General features: G+C 47.9%; 15 protein-coding genes and 1 pseudogene. 5 read left to right on the top strand and 11 right to left on the bottom strand.

Annotated elements, in window-relative coordinates:
• Positions 1-35 precede the first annotated feature (35 nt).
• Positions 36-1,397 carry a thioredoxin-disulfide reductase gene (gene trxB / locus ACKFKH_RS03330; RefSeq protein WP_446856810.1) on the bottom strand — a complete coding sequence of 454 codons (1,362 nt, stop codon included), beginning with the start codon at positions 1,395-1,397 and terminating at the stop codon, positions 36-38.
• 451 nt (positions 1,398-1,848) lie between these two features.
• Between trxB and ACKFKH_RS03325 the strand changes: the two genes are divergently transcribed.
• Entirely contained in the window at positions 1,849-3,186 is a 1,338-nt protein-coding gene (locus tag ACKFKH_RS03325) for a class I SAM-dependent methyltransferase (protein ID WP_446856809.1), read from the top strand.
• 54 nt (positions 3,187-3,240) lie between these two features.
• A complete protein-coding gene (locus ACKFKH_RS03320) occupies positions 3,241-4,575 on the top strand; it encodes a class I SAM-dependent methyltransferase (RefSeq protein WP_446856808.1) in 1,335 nt (444 codons plus the stop codon).
• On the opposite strand, the gene ACKFKH_RS03315 is transcribed toward ACKFKH_RS03320, so the two are convergent.
• Entirely contained in the window at positions 4,572-4,793 is a 222-nt protein-coding gene (locus ACKFKH_RS03315) for a DUF4351 domain-containing protein (protein WP_446856807.1), read from the bottom strand. The two genes, ACKFKH_RS03320 and ACKFKH_RS03315, sit on opposite strands and share 4 nt — an antisense overlap.
• Positions 4,794-4,897: 104 nt before the next feature.
• Complete coding sequence (locus ACKFKH_RS03310; RefSeq protein WP_446856806.1) at positions 4,898-6,949, bottom strand: hypothetical protein; 2,052 nt, start codon at positions 6,947-6,949, stop codon at positions 4,898-4,900.
• A gap of 87 nt (positions 6,950-7,036) precedes the next feature.
• Here ACKFKH_RS03310 and ACKFKH_RS03305 point away from each other — a divergent pair, with 87 nt between their 5' ends.
• Positions 7,037-8,152 (top strand): tRNA (guanine-N1)-methyltransferase, encoded by a 1,116-nt coding sequence (locus ACKFKH_RS03305; protein WP_446856805.1) that lies wholly within the window; start codon positions 7,037-7,039, stop codon positions 8,150-8,152.
• A 169-nt stretch (positions 8,153-8,321) separates the two neighbouring features.
• Entirely contained in the window at positions 8,322-8,564 is a 243-nt protein-coding gene (locus tag ACKFKH_RS03300) for a hypothetical protein (RefSeq protein WP_446856804.1), read from the top strand.
• 108 nt (positions 8,565-8,672) lie between these two features.
• Here the strand turns inward: ACKFKH_RS03300 and ACKFKH_RS03295 are convergent.
• From ACKFKH_RS03295 to ACKFKH_RS03270, 6 genes and pseudogenes are all read right to left on the bottom strand, one after another.
• Positions 8,673-8,801: pseudogene (locus ACKFKH_RS03295) on the bottom strand (hypothetical protein); the annotation flags it as partial.
• A 386-nt stretch (positions 8,802-9,187) separates the two neighbouring features.
• Positions 9,188-9,460, bottom strand: coding sequence for an NIL domain-containing protein (locus ACKFKH_RS03290; protein WP_446856803.1), 273 nt, complete (start codon positions 9,458-9,460; stop codon positions 9,188-9,190).
• Positions 9,461-9,462: 2 nt separating this feature from the next.
• The gene (gene cysW / locus ACKFKH_RS03285) at positions 9,463-10,329 is read right to left on the bottom strand and encodes a sulfate ABC transporter permease subunit CysW (RefSeq protein ID WP_446856802.1); all 867 of its coding nucleotides are present in this window, start codon (positions 10,327-10,329) and stop codon (positions 9,463-9,465) included.
• Positions 10,322-11,176: a sulfate ABC transporter permease subunit CysT gene (cysT, locus tag ACKFKH_RS03280; protein ID WP_446856801.1), complete on the bottom strand. Its 855-nt coding sequence runs from the start codon at positions 11,174-11,176 to the stop codon at positions 10,322-10,324. Before cysT ends, cysW begins: the two co-directional genes overlap by 8 nt.
• 177 nt (positions 11,177-11,353) lie before the next feature.
• A complete protein-coding gene (locus tag ACKFKH_RS03275; RefSeq protein ID WP_446856800.1) occupies positions 11,354-12,445 on the bottom strand; it encodes a sulfate ABC transporter substrate-binding protein in 1,092 nt (363 codons plus the stop codon).
• 151 nt (positions 12,446-12,596) lie between these two features.
• Positions 12,597-13,343: a class II glutamine amidotransferase gene (locus tag ACKFKH_RS03270; protein ID WP_446856799.1), complete on the bottom strand. Its 747-nt coding sequence runs from the start codon at positions 13,341-13,343 to the stop codon at positions 12,597-12,599.
• Between ACKFKH_RS03270 and ACKFKH_RS03265 the strand changes: the two genes are divergently transcribed.
• Positions 13,330-13,464 carry a hypothetical protein gene (locus ACKFKH_RS03265; protein WP_446856798.1) on the top strand — a complete coding sequence of 45 codons (135 nt, stop codon included), beginning with the start codon at positions 13,330-13,332 and terminating at the stop codon, positions 13,462-13,464. The genes ACKFKH_RS03270 and ACKFKH_RS03265 overlap by 14 nt on opposite strands.
• 3 nt (positions 13,465-13,467) lie before the next feature.
• On the opposite strand, the gene ACKFKH_RS03260 is transcribed toward ACKFKH_RS03265, so the two are convergent.
• Both ACKFKH_RS03260 and ACKFKH_RS03255 read right to left on the bottom strand, forming a co-directional pair.
• Positions 13,468-13,866 carry a hypothetical protein gene (locus tag ACKFKH_RS03260; RefSeq protein ID WP_446856797.1) on the bottom strand — a complete coding sequence of 133 codons (399 nt, stop codon included), beginning with the start codon at positions 13,864-13,866 and terminating at the stop codon, positions 13,468-13,470.
• A gap of 103 nt (positions 13,867-13,969) precedes the next feature.
• Positions 13,970-14,584 carry a TetR/AcrR family transcriptional regulator gene (locus tag ACKFKH_RS03255; RefSeq protein ID WP_446856796.1) on the bottom strand — a complete coding sequence of 205 codons (615 nt, stop codon included), beginning with the start codon at positions 14,582-14,584 and terminating at the stop codon, positions 13,970-13,972.
• Between the last annotated feature and the right edge of the window lie 251 nt (positions 14,585-14,835).

Below are 14,835 nucleotides of genomic sequence, written 5' to 3'. Positions count from 1 at the left end.
CCCAAAGGGAGAACAGATCGTCGAAGTTCTCCCTCCTAAAGATTGCTCTCAATCAATTCGCGATATTGGCTCTTTTGCTTAACGCCTTTGACTTCGGCGACCATCCCCTTATTTTTGAAGAATTGAATCGTAGGAGTGCCCATCACGCCTGCTGATTCAGCGATGTCGGGGTCTTGGTCGATGTCGATTTCGATGAAGTGAATTCTGCCATCAAATTCATCGACGACCTTGTTCAGAATTGGCTTCAAGGTGTGGCACGGGCCGCAGTTAGGAGACACGTATTTGACCATAATCAAACGATCGCTCTCATGGTAAAGCTTCCGTAGCGCAAAGCCGCCTGCATGTCGAGTTGCCGCAACATTCACCTCAGTCGTCATGGGAATCTCGATTTCTGCATGAGGAACTTCTTCGATCGGCTTCTCGGTTTGGCTAAATTCTTGCGCCAAGTTGTTGAATGAGAGCCAGCGTTCTGCCAACATGGCCGCCATGCAGCCTGTTCCTGCTGCTGTAATGGCTTGCCGAAATTCGTGGTCTTGAACGTCTCCAGCCGCAAAAACGCCTTCGACACTGGTTTCGACTGACCCGTGTTTGGTGACGATATAGCCGACTTCATCCAGTTCTAGCTGTCCTGCAAACAGAGCCGTGTTGGGCTTGTGACCGATCGCATAAAACAGTCCTTTTGCGTCAATCACGCTTTCTTCGCCCGTCTTGGTGTCTCTGACTTTTACGCCCGTCATATGTTCATCGTTGCCCACTACATCGATAGGTTCGGTATTCCAGTGGACGGTAATTCTAGGATTACTCAACACCCGATCCTGCATGGCTTTGCTCGCCCGCATTTTGTCCGTTCGGATTAGCATGTTGACGCGATCGCCGTACTTGGTTAGATAAATTGACTCTTCTGCGGCTGTGTCTCCGCCGCCTACCACTACCAGCGTCGCGCCTCGAAACAAAGGAGTCGCCCCATCACAAATCGCGCAGGCTGAAATGCCTCTACTCCAAAACTGTTCTTCGCAGGGTAGCCCAAGCCGTCTAGCTGTGGCACCTGTGGCAATCACAACGCTGTGGGCTTTGACTTCGCGTTCTTCTGAGCGAATCGTAAACGGACGCTGACTAAAATCGACAGAGGTCACATCTTCCATGTGCATCTCAGTGCCCCAGCGGATGGCTTGAGCCTTCATCTGATCCATCAGTTGGGGCCCCGTGATGCCTTCTGGAAAGCCTGGGAAATTTTCGACTTCGGTCGTCGTCATCAACTGTCCGCCTGGCAGCCCTCCCGCCTCAAAGCCCTCAAACATGACAGGCTTCAAGTTTGCACGACCTGCGTAAATGGCTGCCGTATATCCTGCTGGGCCAGAACCAATAATGACCAAATTTTCTACGGTTGGGTTTGCCATAGCTTAATACAAACTCATAACGACTACGGATAGTATAGCATCATTCAACTGCTCTCGCCCTGGTCAAGGAATAGAGAAACTAGCGACTGACAATGAACTGAAACAAATGATGCTTTCTTATATTTTGTGATACTTCTTGAGCATTTTGTTTAAAACTTTGGGGCAATTGCTCAAGGGGCACCTGAGTAATATCAGGCTTAAAAGCTCCGTGGTTTCGCGCATATGAGGGCAGACTTCATGCCTCTTTTATGGGTTCAACCAGTAATTTAGCTAGAGCAAGGCTGCTGTAACCTCCCTGAAAATTGGTCGGCAGGCTGCTTTATCTCAGTAAGTTCTGTGGGTACTCTAATGTGGACTTGAATTTTAGAGGAGCGATCGTCCGTATAAACTCGCCCCCAGTCGATCAATCCACAAGTATTATGCTTTTTGAAGCCCCACAGGAGACAGCCAGATGAAGGATCAGGACATCGAACTACTAGAAAAAATCCGTCAGCAGTACAACAACGTTCCTTATCCCAATACGCCCCTGGAGGAATCACCCAAGCAAAACTACCAATCGCTTTTCTTTCACAGTTTGGTTACGGCTTATTACTTGAGAGATCAAAGCGTCGTTGACACAACGGATAAAGTTATTTTAGATGCAGGATGTGGGAGCGGCTATAAGTCCTTAATTTTGGCAGAAGCAAACCCAGGCGCAAAAATTGTAGGAATTGATCTGTCCGAAGAATCTGTAGATCTGGCTCACAAACGCTTACGGTTTTATGGATTTGATGACGCAGCATTTCATGCACTTTCTATCTATGATCTGCCACAGCTAGGATTAAAGTTTGACTATATTAATTGTGATGAAGTTCTCTACCTTCTGCCTGACATGAAAGCAGGTTTAGAAGTCATGAGATCTGTCCTCAAGCCCAATGGAATTATTCGCGCTAATTTACACAGTCTGATTCAAAGGTTTGGCTTCTTTCGCGCTCAAGAAGCGTTTGGGATCATGGGCTTGATGGATGGAACGCCAGATGATATGGAGGTTGAAATTGCAATAGAAACCATGCAGGCTCTCAAAGATCAAGTCAACTTAAAGACAATGGTTTACAAGCCTGAATTGTATGCACAAAACTCTTCAGAAGCTAAACAGAGAGTTCTGGTCAATTATCTTTTGTTGGGCGATCGCGGCTATACCATTTCTGACATGTTCAGCGCTATCAAGGGAGCCGATCTAGAGTTTATCAACATGGCAAACTGGCAACAGTGGGATATCTTGTCTCTCTTCCAAGATCCAGACAAATTGCCTGACTTTTGGAAAAACAAACTGCCGGAGTTGTCGATCGGGCAGCGCTTAGAAATCATTGAACTGATTCAACCTGAGCATCGACTACTAGACTTTTTGTGTGGTCATATTAATACGTCACATCCTAAGCTGCCTCTTTCTGAGTGGACTGATCTAGATTGGCAAACGACAACCGTTCATCTCCATCCTGTTCTAAAAACTTCGCACATCAAAGAACAGCTAGTGGAGGCCGTTTCCCAGCAGCAGCCGTTTGAAATCACTCGCTATGTCCCTAAAGCCACAAAGACGAGATTTATGATGGATTCTGGTGCGATCGCTTGTCTATTACCCCTGTGGAAAAAGGAGCAGCCGTTTACAACATTAGTGGAATATTGGCTCAAGTTTAAACCGTTGAATGCAGCATTTGAGCCTGTGACCAAGCAGGAAGCCTCTGAGCAAGTTAAGCAACTTCTGACGGGTCTAGAAGGCTGTCTATTTGTTTTGTTAGCGCGATCGAAATAGAGATTTTTGGCACGCTTGACCCACTACCCACTAGCAGTTTTTGAGGCAATCGAGATGAACAAACAAACACCCGAATTATTAGAGAAGATCCGTCACCAGTTTGATAACGCTCCCTATCCTAGAAACCCACTTGAACAATCTTCTAAAGAGGATTACAGTTCTCTATTTGTCCATAGTTTGGTCACGCCTTACTATCTCAAACATCAAGCAGCGATCGACACAAAAGGAAAAGTCATTCTAGACGCAGGCTGTGGGACTGGTTTTGCCTCTCTAATCTTGGCAGAAGCTAATCCAGGCGCAAAAATTGTTGGCATTGACTTATCCGAAGAATCTATTCGTTTAGCCAAACAACGGCTGCAATTTCATGGATTTGATCAAGCCGAGTTTCATGTGTTGAAGATCGAAGATCTACCAACATTAGGGTTAGAGTTTGACTACATTAACTGTGATGAAGTTCTCTATCTTTTGCCTGATCCAGAAGTGGCTCTGCGAGCAATGAAATCTGTTTTAAAGCCGGAAGGAATCATTCGCGGCAACTTGCATAGCTCGACTCAAAGATATGGGTTTTATCGCGCTCAAAAGGTCTTCAAGTTATTGGGCTTGATGGATTCTAAGCCGGGAGATTCAGAGATTGAAATTGCGATCGAAACCTTGAAGGCGCTAAAGCCCAGTGTCGAACTCAGGAAAAGAGTCTGGGAAGGCGATTTATTAAAAGGAAACAATCTCAAAGAAGAGACTTTATTAAATTGTCTACTTCAAGGAGACAAAGGCTATACCATTCTCGATATGTTTGCCGCTTTGGAAACCACTGATTTAGAGTTTCTCAGCATGGTCAATTGGCGACAGTGGGATTTGATGGAGTTGTTTAGGGAGCCAGACGATCTGCCTGTTTTTTGGCAGTTAAGTTTTTCAGAAGTTCCTCTACCCCAACAGTTGCGATTGTTTGAATTGTTTCATCCCGTGCATCGGCTTTTAGATTTTTGGTGTACTCATCCCACTGAGCCAACTTTGATGCTGCCTGTTTCTGAGTGGGAAGCGTCTGATTGGCAAAATGCCGAGATTCAGTTGCATCCAGTTTTGAGCAGCGATCGCATCAAAGCCGATTTGTTGGAGTCACTCAAGCAGCACCACCCCTTTGAGATTTCAAAATATATTCCGACTTCCTCGATCACGCCCATCATTTTGGAAGGCAGTCAAGCAGCCTGTTTGTTACCGCTCTGGGAAGGCGTACAGACGATCGAGGCCCTGATAGAGCGGTGGCTACAAATTAGGCCGGTCGATCCGGCGACGCTGGCACCTGTAACCAGACAAGAGGCTTTTGAGGAAGTTACAGGTCTACTAAGAAGTTTAGAGGTTTTTCTCTATGTGCTTCTAGGTAGAAAGGCTTAATCGGCTTGATTATCACTGAGCCAGGTTTCTACATCACTCACATTTGAGAAATTGAGAAGGGCGATCGCTAACCTCTGAAGTTGATCCAAATTTAGGGAGGAAATGCGATCGCTCTGGGCTTGAGAAAGCGGTTCAATTCGCTGTTCTAAAAGGAGACGAATGAGCGATCGCTGTCCTGTCCTTCCTGGCGTGCGCTTTGTCGAGTGGCTTGTCCCCACTTTAGGAATGCTTGTGACAGTGCCATTTGGGCCTCCTGTGATGTGAAGTTTTCAGTAATTGCTACTTGCAGCAGCAGTATTACAATCCAATGATCGTTTCTCAATTATTCTGTTGTTGATACTGATTTCGGAAGTATTGCAGGATCATCATCGATCGACAGTAAAAATTGAATCAGATCTGTTTGCTCCTGCGTTGTAAAACCTGCTTGCGGATCAATCCAGTATTCGTGTCCGCTGCCGTCAATTTCGTCGATTTGTAGGTCACGATTTTTGCGATTGGCATTCACTGCTACTTGCCGAAGCGTGCGATCGACTAACACCCGCAAACTCGCCGCCGGATCGGGTAAGATCCCCTGCATTGAGGTTCCTGCTATGCCCATGTGATCGGGGTTAGAGACGATGAATTGATCACTCGACAACTCGACCCCTTGCGGGTTACTCAAAGAGATCGCATCTTGACTTGCAGCCACTCCTCCATCATGTAAGTAAGGAGCCGTTACCGAAAGTCCAATTAAATTAGGTACTTTATAACCGCCCTCATTGCCCACTGCGTAGGATAAATCACGATCGCTTTGTGGAGTAATGTCGATCGGCACCGCTAACACAGGCGGATCGGGCGGAACCGGGACAGGTGTATTGGGCGGATAAGTTTCTGGTGAAATAAAGGTTTTGGGAAACTGTTTGAGAGCGGCGGCGCGAGAGGGTTGAGACTTGATTTCGCTGGCCGCGATGACTGAATGATTGGTGAAATAACGACCGCTGTGACATTGAGCGCAATTTGCTTTCTCAAAAACAGCCGCCCCTCGTTGTAGGGCCGTTCGATCGCGCATCTCAGTCGGCGGGGGCGCTAAGGTATTTTGATAGGCGGACATGGCGTTGATTTGTTGACCCACCGGATAGCCTGGAGAATTTGCCATCAAGCCATCGACGATAAAAATTGAACCTCTCGGATAACCCGGCATTTTAATCACTTCATTCATCGCGGGATTACCCGGAGTCGGGTCACCTTTGACCAAGAATTCTGAAGGTTTTGCGCCATTGGGCAATCGAAAGCGACGATCGGCGGCATTCTGCAACATGATGCCTAAATACGTTTCTTTGTCGATGCCCAAAATTGGTTGACTGGCATATGATCCCGTTGTCGGATCAGAATTGGTGGCGTGAACGTTGTTATTCAGCGTCGATAATCCGTGGAACCAGCCGACTGATGAAAACCCGCTCCAGCCATAGGGATAGCTCTCAAAGGTATAAGAAGACGGATTTTGAGAAGGGTTGTTGTGATTGTCGCCCGTCGAGTCAAAATTTCCGGGGGCCCACCCGACTAACTGAGCGTCTACCGCGTCTTCTACGGCTTTTGCGTCGGGTAAGTTTGCGGTTTGTCCAGCGGCATTAATGTAAGTACGATCGCCCAGCGGGATCTTCGTCGGATTTACGCCCGTTTGCCGAAACATTGCCGCCGAATTAGTCGCAAACGCTTGCAACAGTCCCGTGTCCAAATCGTTGTTGGGGGCACCTTCTAGAATGCGTCCGGTGTCTTTGTCTACGGCTGCGTGACAGGCTGCACAGGTGATGCCAACCCGAATTTTTGCACCTTGCTTAAAGGTTTGCATTCCCAACGGAATTAGCGACCCTGCGGGAACGTCTAACCCTGTATTCACCACGCTTCCCGCTCTAAAAAGGCGATTTCCGATCGTCACATCTTCATCTAACGGAACTTGCAAATTCGTCGTATGTTTGCCGCCGAGAGCGGCGATCGCTTTGCCAATTGAAATCAAATTCAACTTGCCATCAATCACGCCCAACACATCTGTAAAAAAATACTCATTGCCAAACGTCTCTCGATAAAACGCATCCCGTCCCAAATCGATCAGATCTTGAGTAATTTCGACTGCTCCATTTTCGGGCGCAAGGCTGGCTCGTCCTTCGGCTGTCTCAAGTAGTTTAGTCGCTTCCCGTTTAGAAACCACGCTGCCCAACACATCAAACGAGCCAACTTCCTGCGGCGTTTTTTGAATCGTGGGCGTGTAAGTATTTTCTAATTTGGGTGCCCTGACAGGAAAAGAAAGCTCGATCGTATAGCCCAACACTCCCACCGCAATGAGAAGCACGATCGTGACGATCGCTGATCGAAAGGGAAACAGGGCCTTCATACTCATGACATCCGCGACATCTCCGGGAATCTTAGAAGACGGCGAAAAAATTCCCCTCTGTCTCGTGAAAGAAGTCTGTAAAATTCTAAGGTCGTGAACAAAACACTCATGGACTGGCAAACGGAGGGAAAAGCGAGATTTCAAATAGGCAACAGCTTTTATCGATCGTCGGGTCAAGTTGCGCGAGACTTGGGCGTTTTGGCGGCAGCAATTTACAAGCAAGAAACAGGTCAGTTGCGCGTGTTGGATGCGATGGCAGGGTCAGGTGTACGATCGCTTCGCTATTGGCTCGAAAGTCAGGCGGATTGGATCTGGACAAACGACGGCAATCCAGAAATCAGCGCTGTTTTACACCAAAATTTAGAACCCATCCTTGCTAAAAATCAGGCTCAAATTACTTGTTTGGATGCTAAAAAGATCTTTTTCAACTGTTACGATCGCCAGGACTTTTACGACTTAGTGGATGTTGATGGATTTGGATCTCCTGCTTCTTATTTAAGCGTCTGTCTCGATGCTACAAAAATTGGCGGACTTCTCTATTTAACTAGCACAGACGGCCGCACCGTCACCGGACACGAACCCGAAAGTTGTCTGGCACTTTATGGCTCCTATTCACGTTCTCATCCTGCCATTCATGAGCAAGGTTTGAGAATTTTATTCGGCAGTTTACAACAAGTTGCTGCGACCAAAGGATTTGGCATTGAGCCAATTTTCTCTCTGTTTGTGGGAGAAACCTATCGATTAATGGTGCGCTTAATTTCTCAGCCGTTACTCAACAGTCAGAACTACGGTTTTTTGGGATACTGTCATCACTGCGGAGACTATCAAACGGTCTTTTGGCGCGATTTGGGACGGGTGAATTGTCCTTACGATCGCCACACTCTCACCCTCACCGGGCCACTGTGGTTAGGTGCCTTACAGCATTCACAAAAACTTCAGCAGCTTGAAGAACTTGCCACTTCCTGGAATTGGATCGAGCAATCCCATCTTCTCAAACTGATGGCCGACGAAGCCGAATTGCCGCCCTATTTCTACACGTTGGGCGAGATTGGAAGACGCGGAAAACTGGATATTCCCAAGCGATCGTATCTGATTCAAGCGTTACAAACTGTAGGGTATCGAGCTAGTCCAACTCATATTCACGCTCAAGCAATCAAAACCAATGCTGATCTACAAACTTGTATTCTGACGGCTCGCCATCCAGGGTAGAATCTTCTATATCGTGTGCGTTGTATTTATCTTCCTAAGCGTTTAATGACTATCCCCATAGGTAGATGCTAATTGAGTGTCAATCACTGAGGATGGTGCACGTTTGAGATGGGTTTTTACACCTCCCTATTTCATAAATTTTCATGTTGCACTTTACCGGAGAGGAGTCATGAATCGCAAATATATCATTCTCACATCAGCCCTAGGATTAACCCTGCTATTAGGCGCTTGTGGGCCCAGCGGAACGGATGGTACGGGGGGCACGACGACTTCTCCTGCGGTCACTGAGCCGCCTGTTGTGAGTCCTACGGTTTCTCCGACGACAAGCCCGACGATCGCGCCCACGGCATCGCCCGAAACGACTCCTGGTGCTGGCGCTTCGCCCACTGCTAGTCCAACCACTTCTCCTTAGCGACTGGTTGGGTAAATAACGTTCTGATCTACCTGCTTACAACGGCTCTCAGTCCAGTGAGGAATTGGTTTCCGAGATCTTCTTCACTGGATTGAGATCTTCTATAAGCTACTTACACCAGCTAAAAAACGCCAGCATTTCCAGTACGATCGTCCATAACAAATTCTTTGTCCAGTAGCTTGTGAGGACTGCGACGCTTGCACCAATCAAACCAGAGTTAGTATAAGTCAACATTACAGAATGATCAGAACAGAATGATCAGAAACTGAAATAGTGGGAATGACGATCGCCGTCAATATAAATGAAGGAATAAATGAAGGAATCTATTTCAGTAGTCTGATTACAAAGTTGGGTAATTTTACACATCTATTTAAACAGGTCAGCGTATGGCAAATCAAAAAAACTACCAACGCTGTCGCACTGAGCAAAAGGAATTAAGAATGAGATCTTTTTAACTAGACGTGAATTTAACCCCTTGCGGGTCACTCGAAGCGATCAAGTTTTTTGCTTCGTTATTGGACGCAGGAGCCTCTGAACAAGGAAGCAAACTCTCTCACTGAATCCACATTAAAAAACCCCCTCCTGAATGAGGAGGTGACAAATCTAGGAGCTTGATTCTAAAATTACCAACCGTCTGCATCGCTGCTATTCCAGATTTCTAGATCCAGTTCATTCAAATAAGTCAACGCACTTTCGATGTGGCGATTAGTTCCTTGAAGTTCGAGATCAAACCAGCCGTCGCCGACTGCATTTGCGCCCAAAATTGCACCTTTGATATTCACGGTCAAACCGTAGTCAGAGACCAATCGAGAGATTACAGGTTCACGATGATACTCTTTTGGGATGCGGATTCTGATCTGTTTTTCGGTTAAGCGATCGTCGATTTTCGTACCCATGACTATTGATCCTTAATGCGAGTTTTACGTTCTACAATCTCCTTTAACACCAGCGTTACCACCGCCAAAAAAGCCAGCAAAACCGCCGCAGAATAAGCCGCCTGAGTTTCATATTGTTTATAGGCATCTTCTACATACAGCGGTAAACTCTGGGTTTTGCCCGCAATGTTGCCCGACACGACTGAAACAGCCCCAAACTCCCCCATCGCACGAGCATTAGTGAGAATCAACCCATACAGCAAGCCCCAGCGAATACTTGGCAACGTCACCCGCCAAAAGGTCTGCCACTGATTCGCACCCAACGTTTGCGCGGCTTCTTCTTGATCAGCCCCCACTTCTTCTAAAACAGGAATCACTTCTCGCGCCACAAACGGCATACTCACAAACATCGAAGCCAAAAGCATTCCCGGAAAGGCAAAGACAATTTTGAAATCATTGGCTTGTAGCCAGCCACCAAACCAGCCGTTGCGCCCATAGAGCAGCACAATCATCAGACCAGCCACGACAGGCGAAATCGAAAACGGCAGATCAATCACGCTCAAAAGAAAGGCCCGACCCCGAAACCGCCGACGCGCGATCGCCCAGGCCGCACACAGCCCAAACACCAGATTCAACGGCACCGCAATCAACGCCAACATCACCGTCAATCGAATCGCCACCTGAAAATCAGGACGAGCCAGATTTGCAAAAAACGGCCCCACGCCCTTACTAAAGGCTTGAACGAACACATTCAGCGCGGGGATGTAAATCACTAGAGCAAGATAAACGATCGCCACCCCAATCAAAATCGTCGGCACCCAGCTTTTTTTCTTAGCTGAAGCAGACACCTTCGATCGAGCGGGACTGAGAGAAGAATCTACACTAGCCATATCGCTTACCCCAAGCTTGCAAAAGATTGATTGCCAACAACATCACCAGCGAGATCATCAGTAAGACCACTCCAATGACAGTGGCTCCCGAGTAGTCATACTGCTCAAGTCGCTGAAAAATTAACACAGGCGCGATCAGATCTCTGAATGGTGTGTTAGAAGCAATGATTACAGTTGATCCATACTCACCGACTGCACGAGAGAATCCCAACGCTACACCCGTGAGAATAGACGGCAACAACGGCGGCAACACAACGCGCAAAAAAGTTTGTAGCTGTGAGGCTCCCAGACACCAAGCTGCTTCCTCAATGTCTTTTTCCATTTCTGTCAAGACAGGCTGTACTGTCCGCACGACAAAGGGCAGCGAGATAAAGAGCATTGCCACCCCCACTCCCAGACGAGTAAAGGCGATCTTGATGCCAAAGGGCGCGACTAGAGAGCCAACCCAGCCATTTTGACTATAGATCGTTGCCAGCGTCAAACCCGCGACCGAAGTCGGCAACGCAAACGGTAAATCAACCGACGCATCAATGATCCGTTTTAGCGGAAAGTCATAGCGCACCAAAACCCACGCCAGCAAAGTCCCAAATACGCCATTGATTAGAGCCGCAATCAGCGAAGTGGTGAAGGTAACATCATAGGTAGACAGCGCGATCGGACTGGTCGCAATTCGCCAAAACTCAGCAGGAGACTCAGTGGCCGCCTTGAGAAACATGGCGGCGATCGGCAAAAACAACATCACCGACAAGTAGCCCAACATCACTCGCCAAGTCCAGGGCACTTGAGAAAGTCGCTGAACGATCGATTTCCGAGGAGAGGTATTGATTTGAGGAGCAGTGGTCGTCATGAGAACTGGGAATGAGGGATGAGGGATGAGCGGGGACTTGGGACTTTTTGCTTCGTTGTTCGGTTTTTTGTCTCCTAATTGTCTCCTAACCTTCAATGTCTTAATAGGAGAAGATTGAGAGGGAGAGTGGATGAGTGGCAAGGAGCGATCGCAGTAGAATTGCAACCCTCATCCCTCCTACTTGCCCGCTTCGATCTTGTCAAACACTGCACCGTCCTCAAAGAATTTTGTCTGGACTTGATCCCAGCCGCCGTAGTCTTTGATCGTCGCCAACGTCTTCACAGGGGGAAACTTGTCTGCGTTTTCTTTTTGCTTGGCTGAGGCTTCATCCGTTGGTCTGAATCCTAGCTTGACAAACTCCGCCTGCGATTCGGGAGTAAACATAAATTTGGCAAAGGCTTCGGCGACTTCTCGTGTGCCATGTTTGTCTACATTTTTATCCACAACGGCGAGGGGAGTGTCGATCGAGATGTTCACCTCTGGCACCACGTATTCCAGTTTTTCGCCCTTCGATTGAGCCAAAATTACTTCATTTTCGTAGTTGATCAACGCATCGCCCTGTCCCTGTTTGGCAAAAGCGTCGGTTGATTCGCGGGCATCTTTGGCTAAGACCGCTACATTTTTGAAGGCTTTGGTGACAAATTCAGTTGCCTTAGCTTCGTCGCTCCCTGACTTGATTGCCGCATTCCACAGAGCCAAAAAGTTCCAGCGCGCTCCCCCCGAAGTTTTGGGATTTGCGGTTACCCACTTCACGTCATCTCGCGTTAAATCGTTGAAGGTTTTGATATTTTTGGGATTGCCTTCGCGAGTAATGATTGCCGCTACCGACTTGGCGACGATGCCATCATTGGGAACTTTTGTATTCCAGTCTGGGTTGACAAGTCCCGCTTTCACCAGCTTTAGGGTGTCGGCGGCCAGTGCCAGGTGAGTGATATCAGCTTCTAATCCATCGACGATCGCTCGTGTTTGTGACCCCGATCCGCCATAGCTTTGTCTAAAAATAACGGTCTGACCTTTTTCTTTTTTCCACTGCTCAACAAACCTAGGAATAATCGCATCATGGGCCGCCTTGGGAACCGCATAAGCCACCAGCGTCAATTCGATGTCTTTCTTTTGGTCAGAAACCGGACTAGCTCCCCCGCCTGGGCTGGTCGAAGTCGAAGCCGTGTTGCTTCCACAAGCGGCGATCGCAAAACTCAGCGTCACACCCACCACAAACCACGAAATAATGCTTTTCAACGAATTGAATTTAAACCGCCAGTTCTTCATTGCGCGCGCTCCTGAAATCTACGGCTTGCTGGTCAAGTAACCGTATTTGATACTGATCATAAATCCTACCGATGAATCTGAGAAAAAGCAAGAAGAATTCCTGTTTGTCGGTCGGGAATGTGGGAATTATCCTCAGACTGGCTTCTGAAGCTCAAAAATTGACGCTTTCTGGACAGCCATCTCGAAAGACGAGCAGTTCACCGGGTGCGATCGTCGTCCAAATTTCGTTATCGGTGAGAGGAGTAGTGGCAATGACCGCAACGCGATCGCTGATCTGAGTCAATTCCTGAAAATCGACGGTGACATCTTCATCGATCAAATGCGCCGCCGCAAAAGGAGCCTGACGCACGATGTAGCAAAGCTTTGTGGAACAGTGGGCAAAAAAATGCTCTCCATCCGACAGTAGATAATTGAAAGTACCGTGGGTGGCGATCGTGTTCGTAATCTCTTGTAAAATGTGCCGTAGCTGATTTAAGTCTGGTTTGCCATCAGGAAATGTTTGCCGCAACGTTTCCAAAATCAGGCAAAACGCCCGTTCGCTATCGGTCTGACCGACGGGACGGTAGTATCCAGCATTCTCAGGATAAAAATTGAGTAAGTCTCCATTGTGAGCAAACGCCCAATAGCGTCCCCAAAGTTCGCGTTGAAAGGGATGACAGTTTTCGAGGGCCAATCCGCCAAAGGTCGCTTTGCGAATGTGAGCGATCACATGTTTAGAGTGAATCGGATAGCGACGAATGAATTGAGCGATCGGGGAGTCGATCGACGGATTCACATCCAAAAATACTCGACAGCCCGCCCCTTCAAAGAAGGCAATTCCCCAGCCGTCTCGGTGTTCATCAGTCTTGCCGCCCCGCGCACAAAATCCCTCAAACGAAAAGCAGATGTCAGTCGGCACGTTGCAGTTCATCGAAAAATGTGGGTGGAAACCCCGTCGTTCTACGACAGCTTTGCAAGCCGAAGCACTAACCGATACACTAGAACTGGTCACTGACCCACCCGCGACGATGGAGACATAAACCCTAACACCAAAGTTTGCAAGCCATTGCAACGGGGAAGAAAAATCGGTAGACCAGGAAAAGAGGAGAGGGCAATGGAGACAACCCTGGAGTCAACAAAACACCTAGATATTTCCTTGTGAGTATCGACCCATCAGAACCGCTGGGCTGGCGGGGATAGTCTGTGGAGCGACTGTAAGACCAAAACTCCTTGAGAGGGGAGGCGGGTGCTAGGAAGCAGAAAGATCTAAGAAGTGATTCTTGGAATCGCCGTGGCTTTAGCCCGGTGAGGATGTCAATCCGAGCAGTTGGCACATGGGGAATGCGGAGGTTTAAATTGACATCAATTTGATGCAGTTCTTTCGCTTCGATGTGGAGAGCTTCTGCCCCCCAAGCTGCCAATTCTGGGGGACTATAAGACAAGATTTCTGGTTCAAAGTCCCTTATTAGCGAAAGATTTAGGGGAGCATTCTGTCGAATTTATACTGGGTCAAGAGGAATCAAGCGATCGGTCACCCCTTACTCCTCACCCTTTCACAAGAACGCCATTCAAAAAGATCTCAGCCAACCCTTCTGCCATTTCTTGCATTTCAGCCGGAGAGCTATCGGGGCCCATGATCGTGTCTTGGCTAAATCCGGCGACCGCAAACATGCCCAAAAACACTCGTGCAACTAATTTTGGATTCATTGGACGGTAAATGCCTTGATCCATCGCGGTCTGAAAAAACGCTTCGGCAACATCGGTCATTTTCTCGATCACCTCAATCTGAATGCGATCGCGCAAATCGGGATGAAACTGCGCCTCCATAAAGCAAACCTTGAGCATGTCAGCATTCTTGTGCAGGTTGAGCATTCGTCGCCGCATCACTTGAGCCACCGCTTTGTAGCTGCCCATCTCGCTCAACTCGGTCAGCAAGTCAGTGAGAATGTCAATCCATCCCTGCGTTGCCACCTCGATCAAAATCGCTTTTTTGTTGCTAAAGTGCCGAAACAGCGTTCCTTCAGCCACGCCTGCGTGTTCGGCCAAATCGCGAGTGGTGGTGCCGTCATAGCCATGTTTGGCAAACAACTTTAACGCTGATTTGAGAATGCGGGTGCGGGTTTCGGTTTCGGGTTGAGAGACTCGATTGATCAGTGGCATAGATAATAGGCAGACGCGATCGCAAATAGAACGTCTGTGGGTCTATTTTCCAGGGTAAATCCGACGATCGAGCGCAGCGTTATGTAGTTTACAGATTTTAAACGCTTCTAAAATTCTCAAGCTCGATGATTTAATCACCCGTAATTTTGGCTGGTCGTTCAAACCGCGCCTATCAAAACAAAGTCTGCCTTCACTGACTAGGAGGGCATTTTAACCCGTGAAGTCAAGTTCTCACCGCCGAAGACACTTGC

This window comes from Phormidesmis sp. 146-20, assembly GCF_052939475.1.
This window is presented reverse-complemented; position numbering and strand designations above follow the sequence as displayed.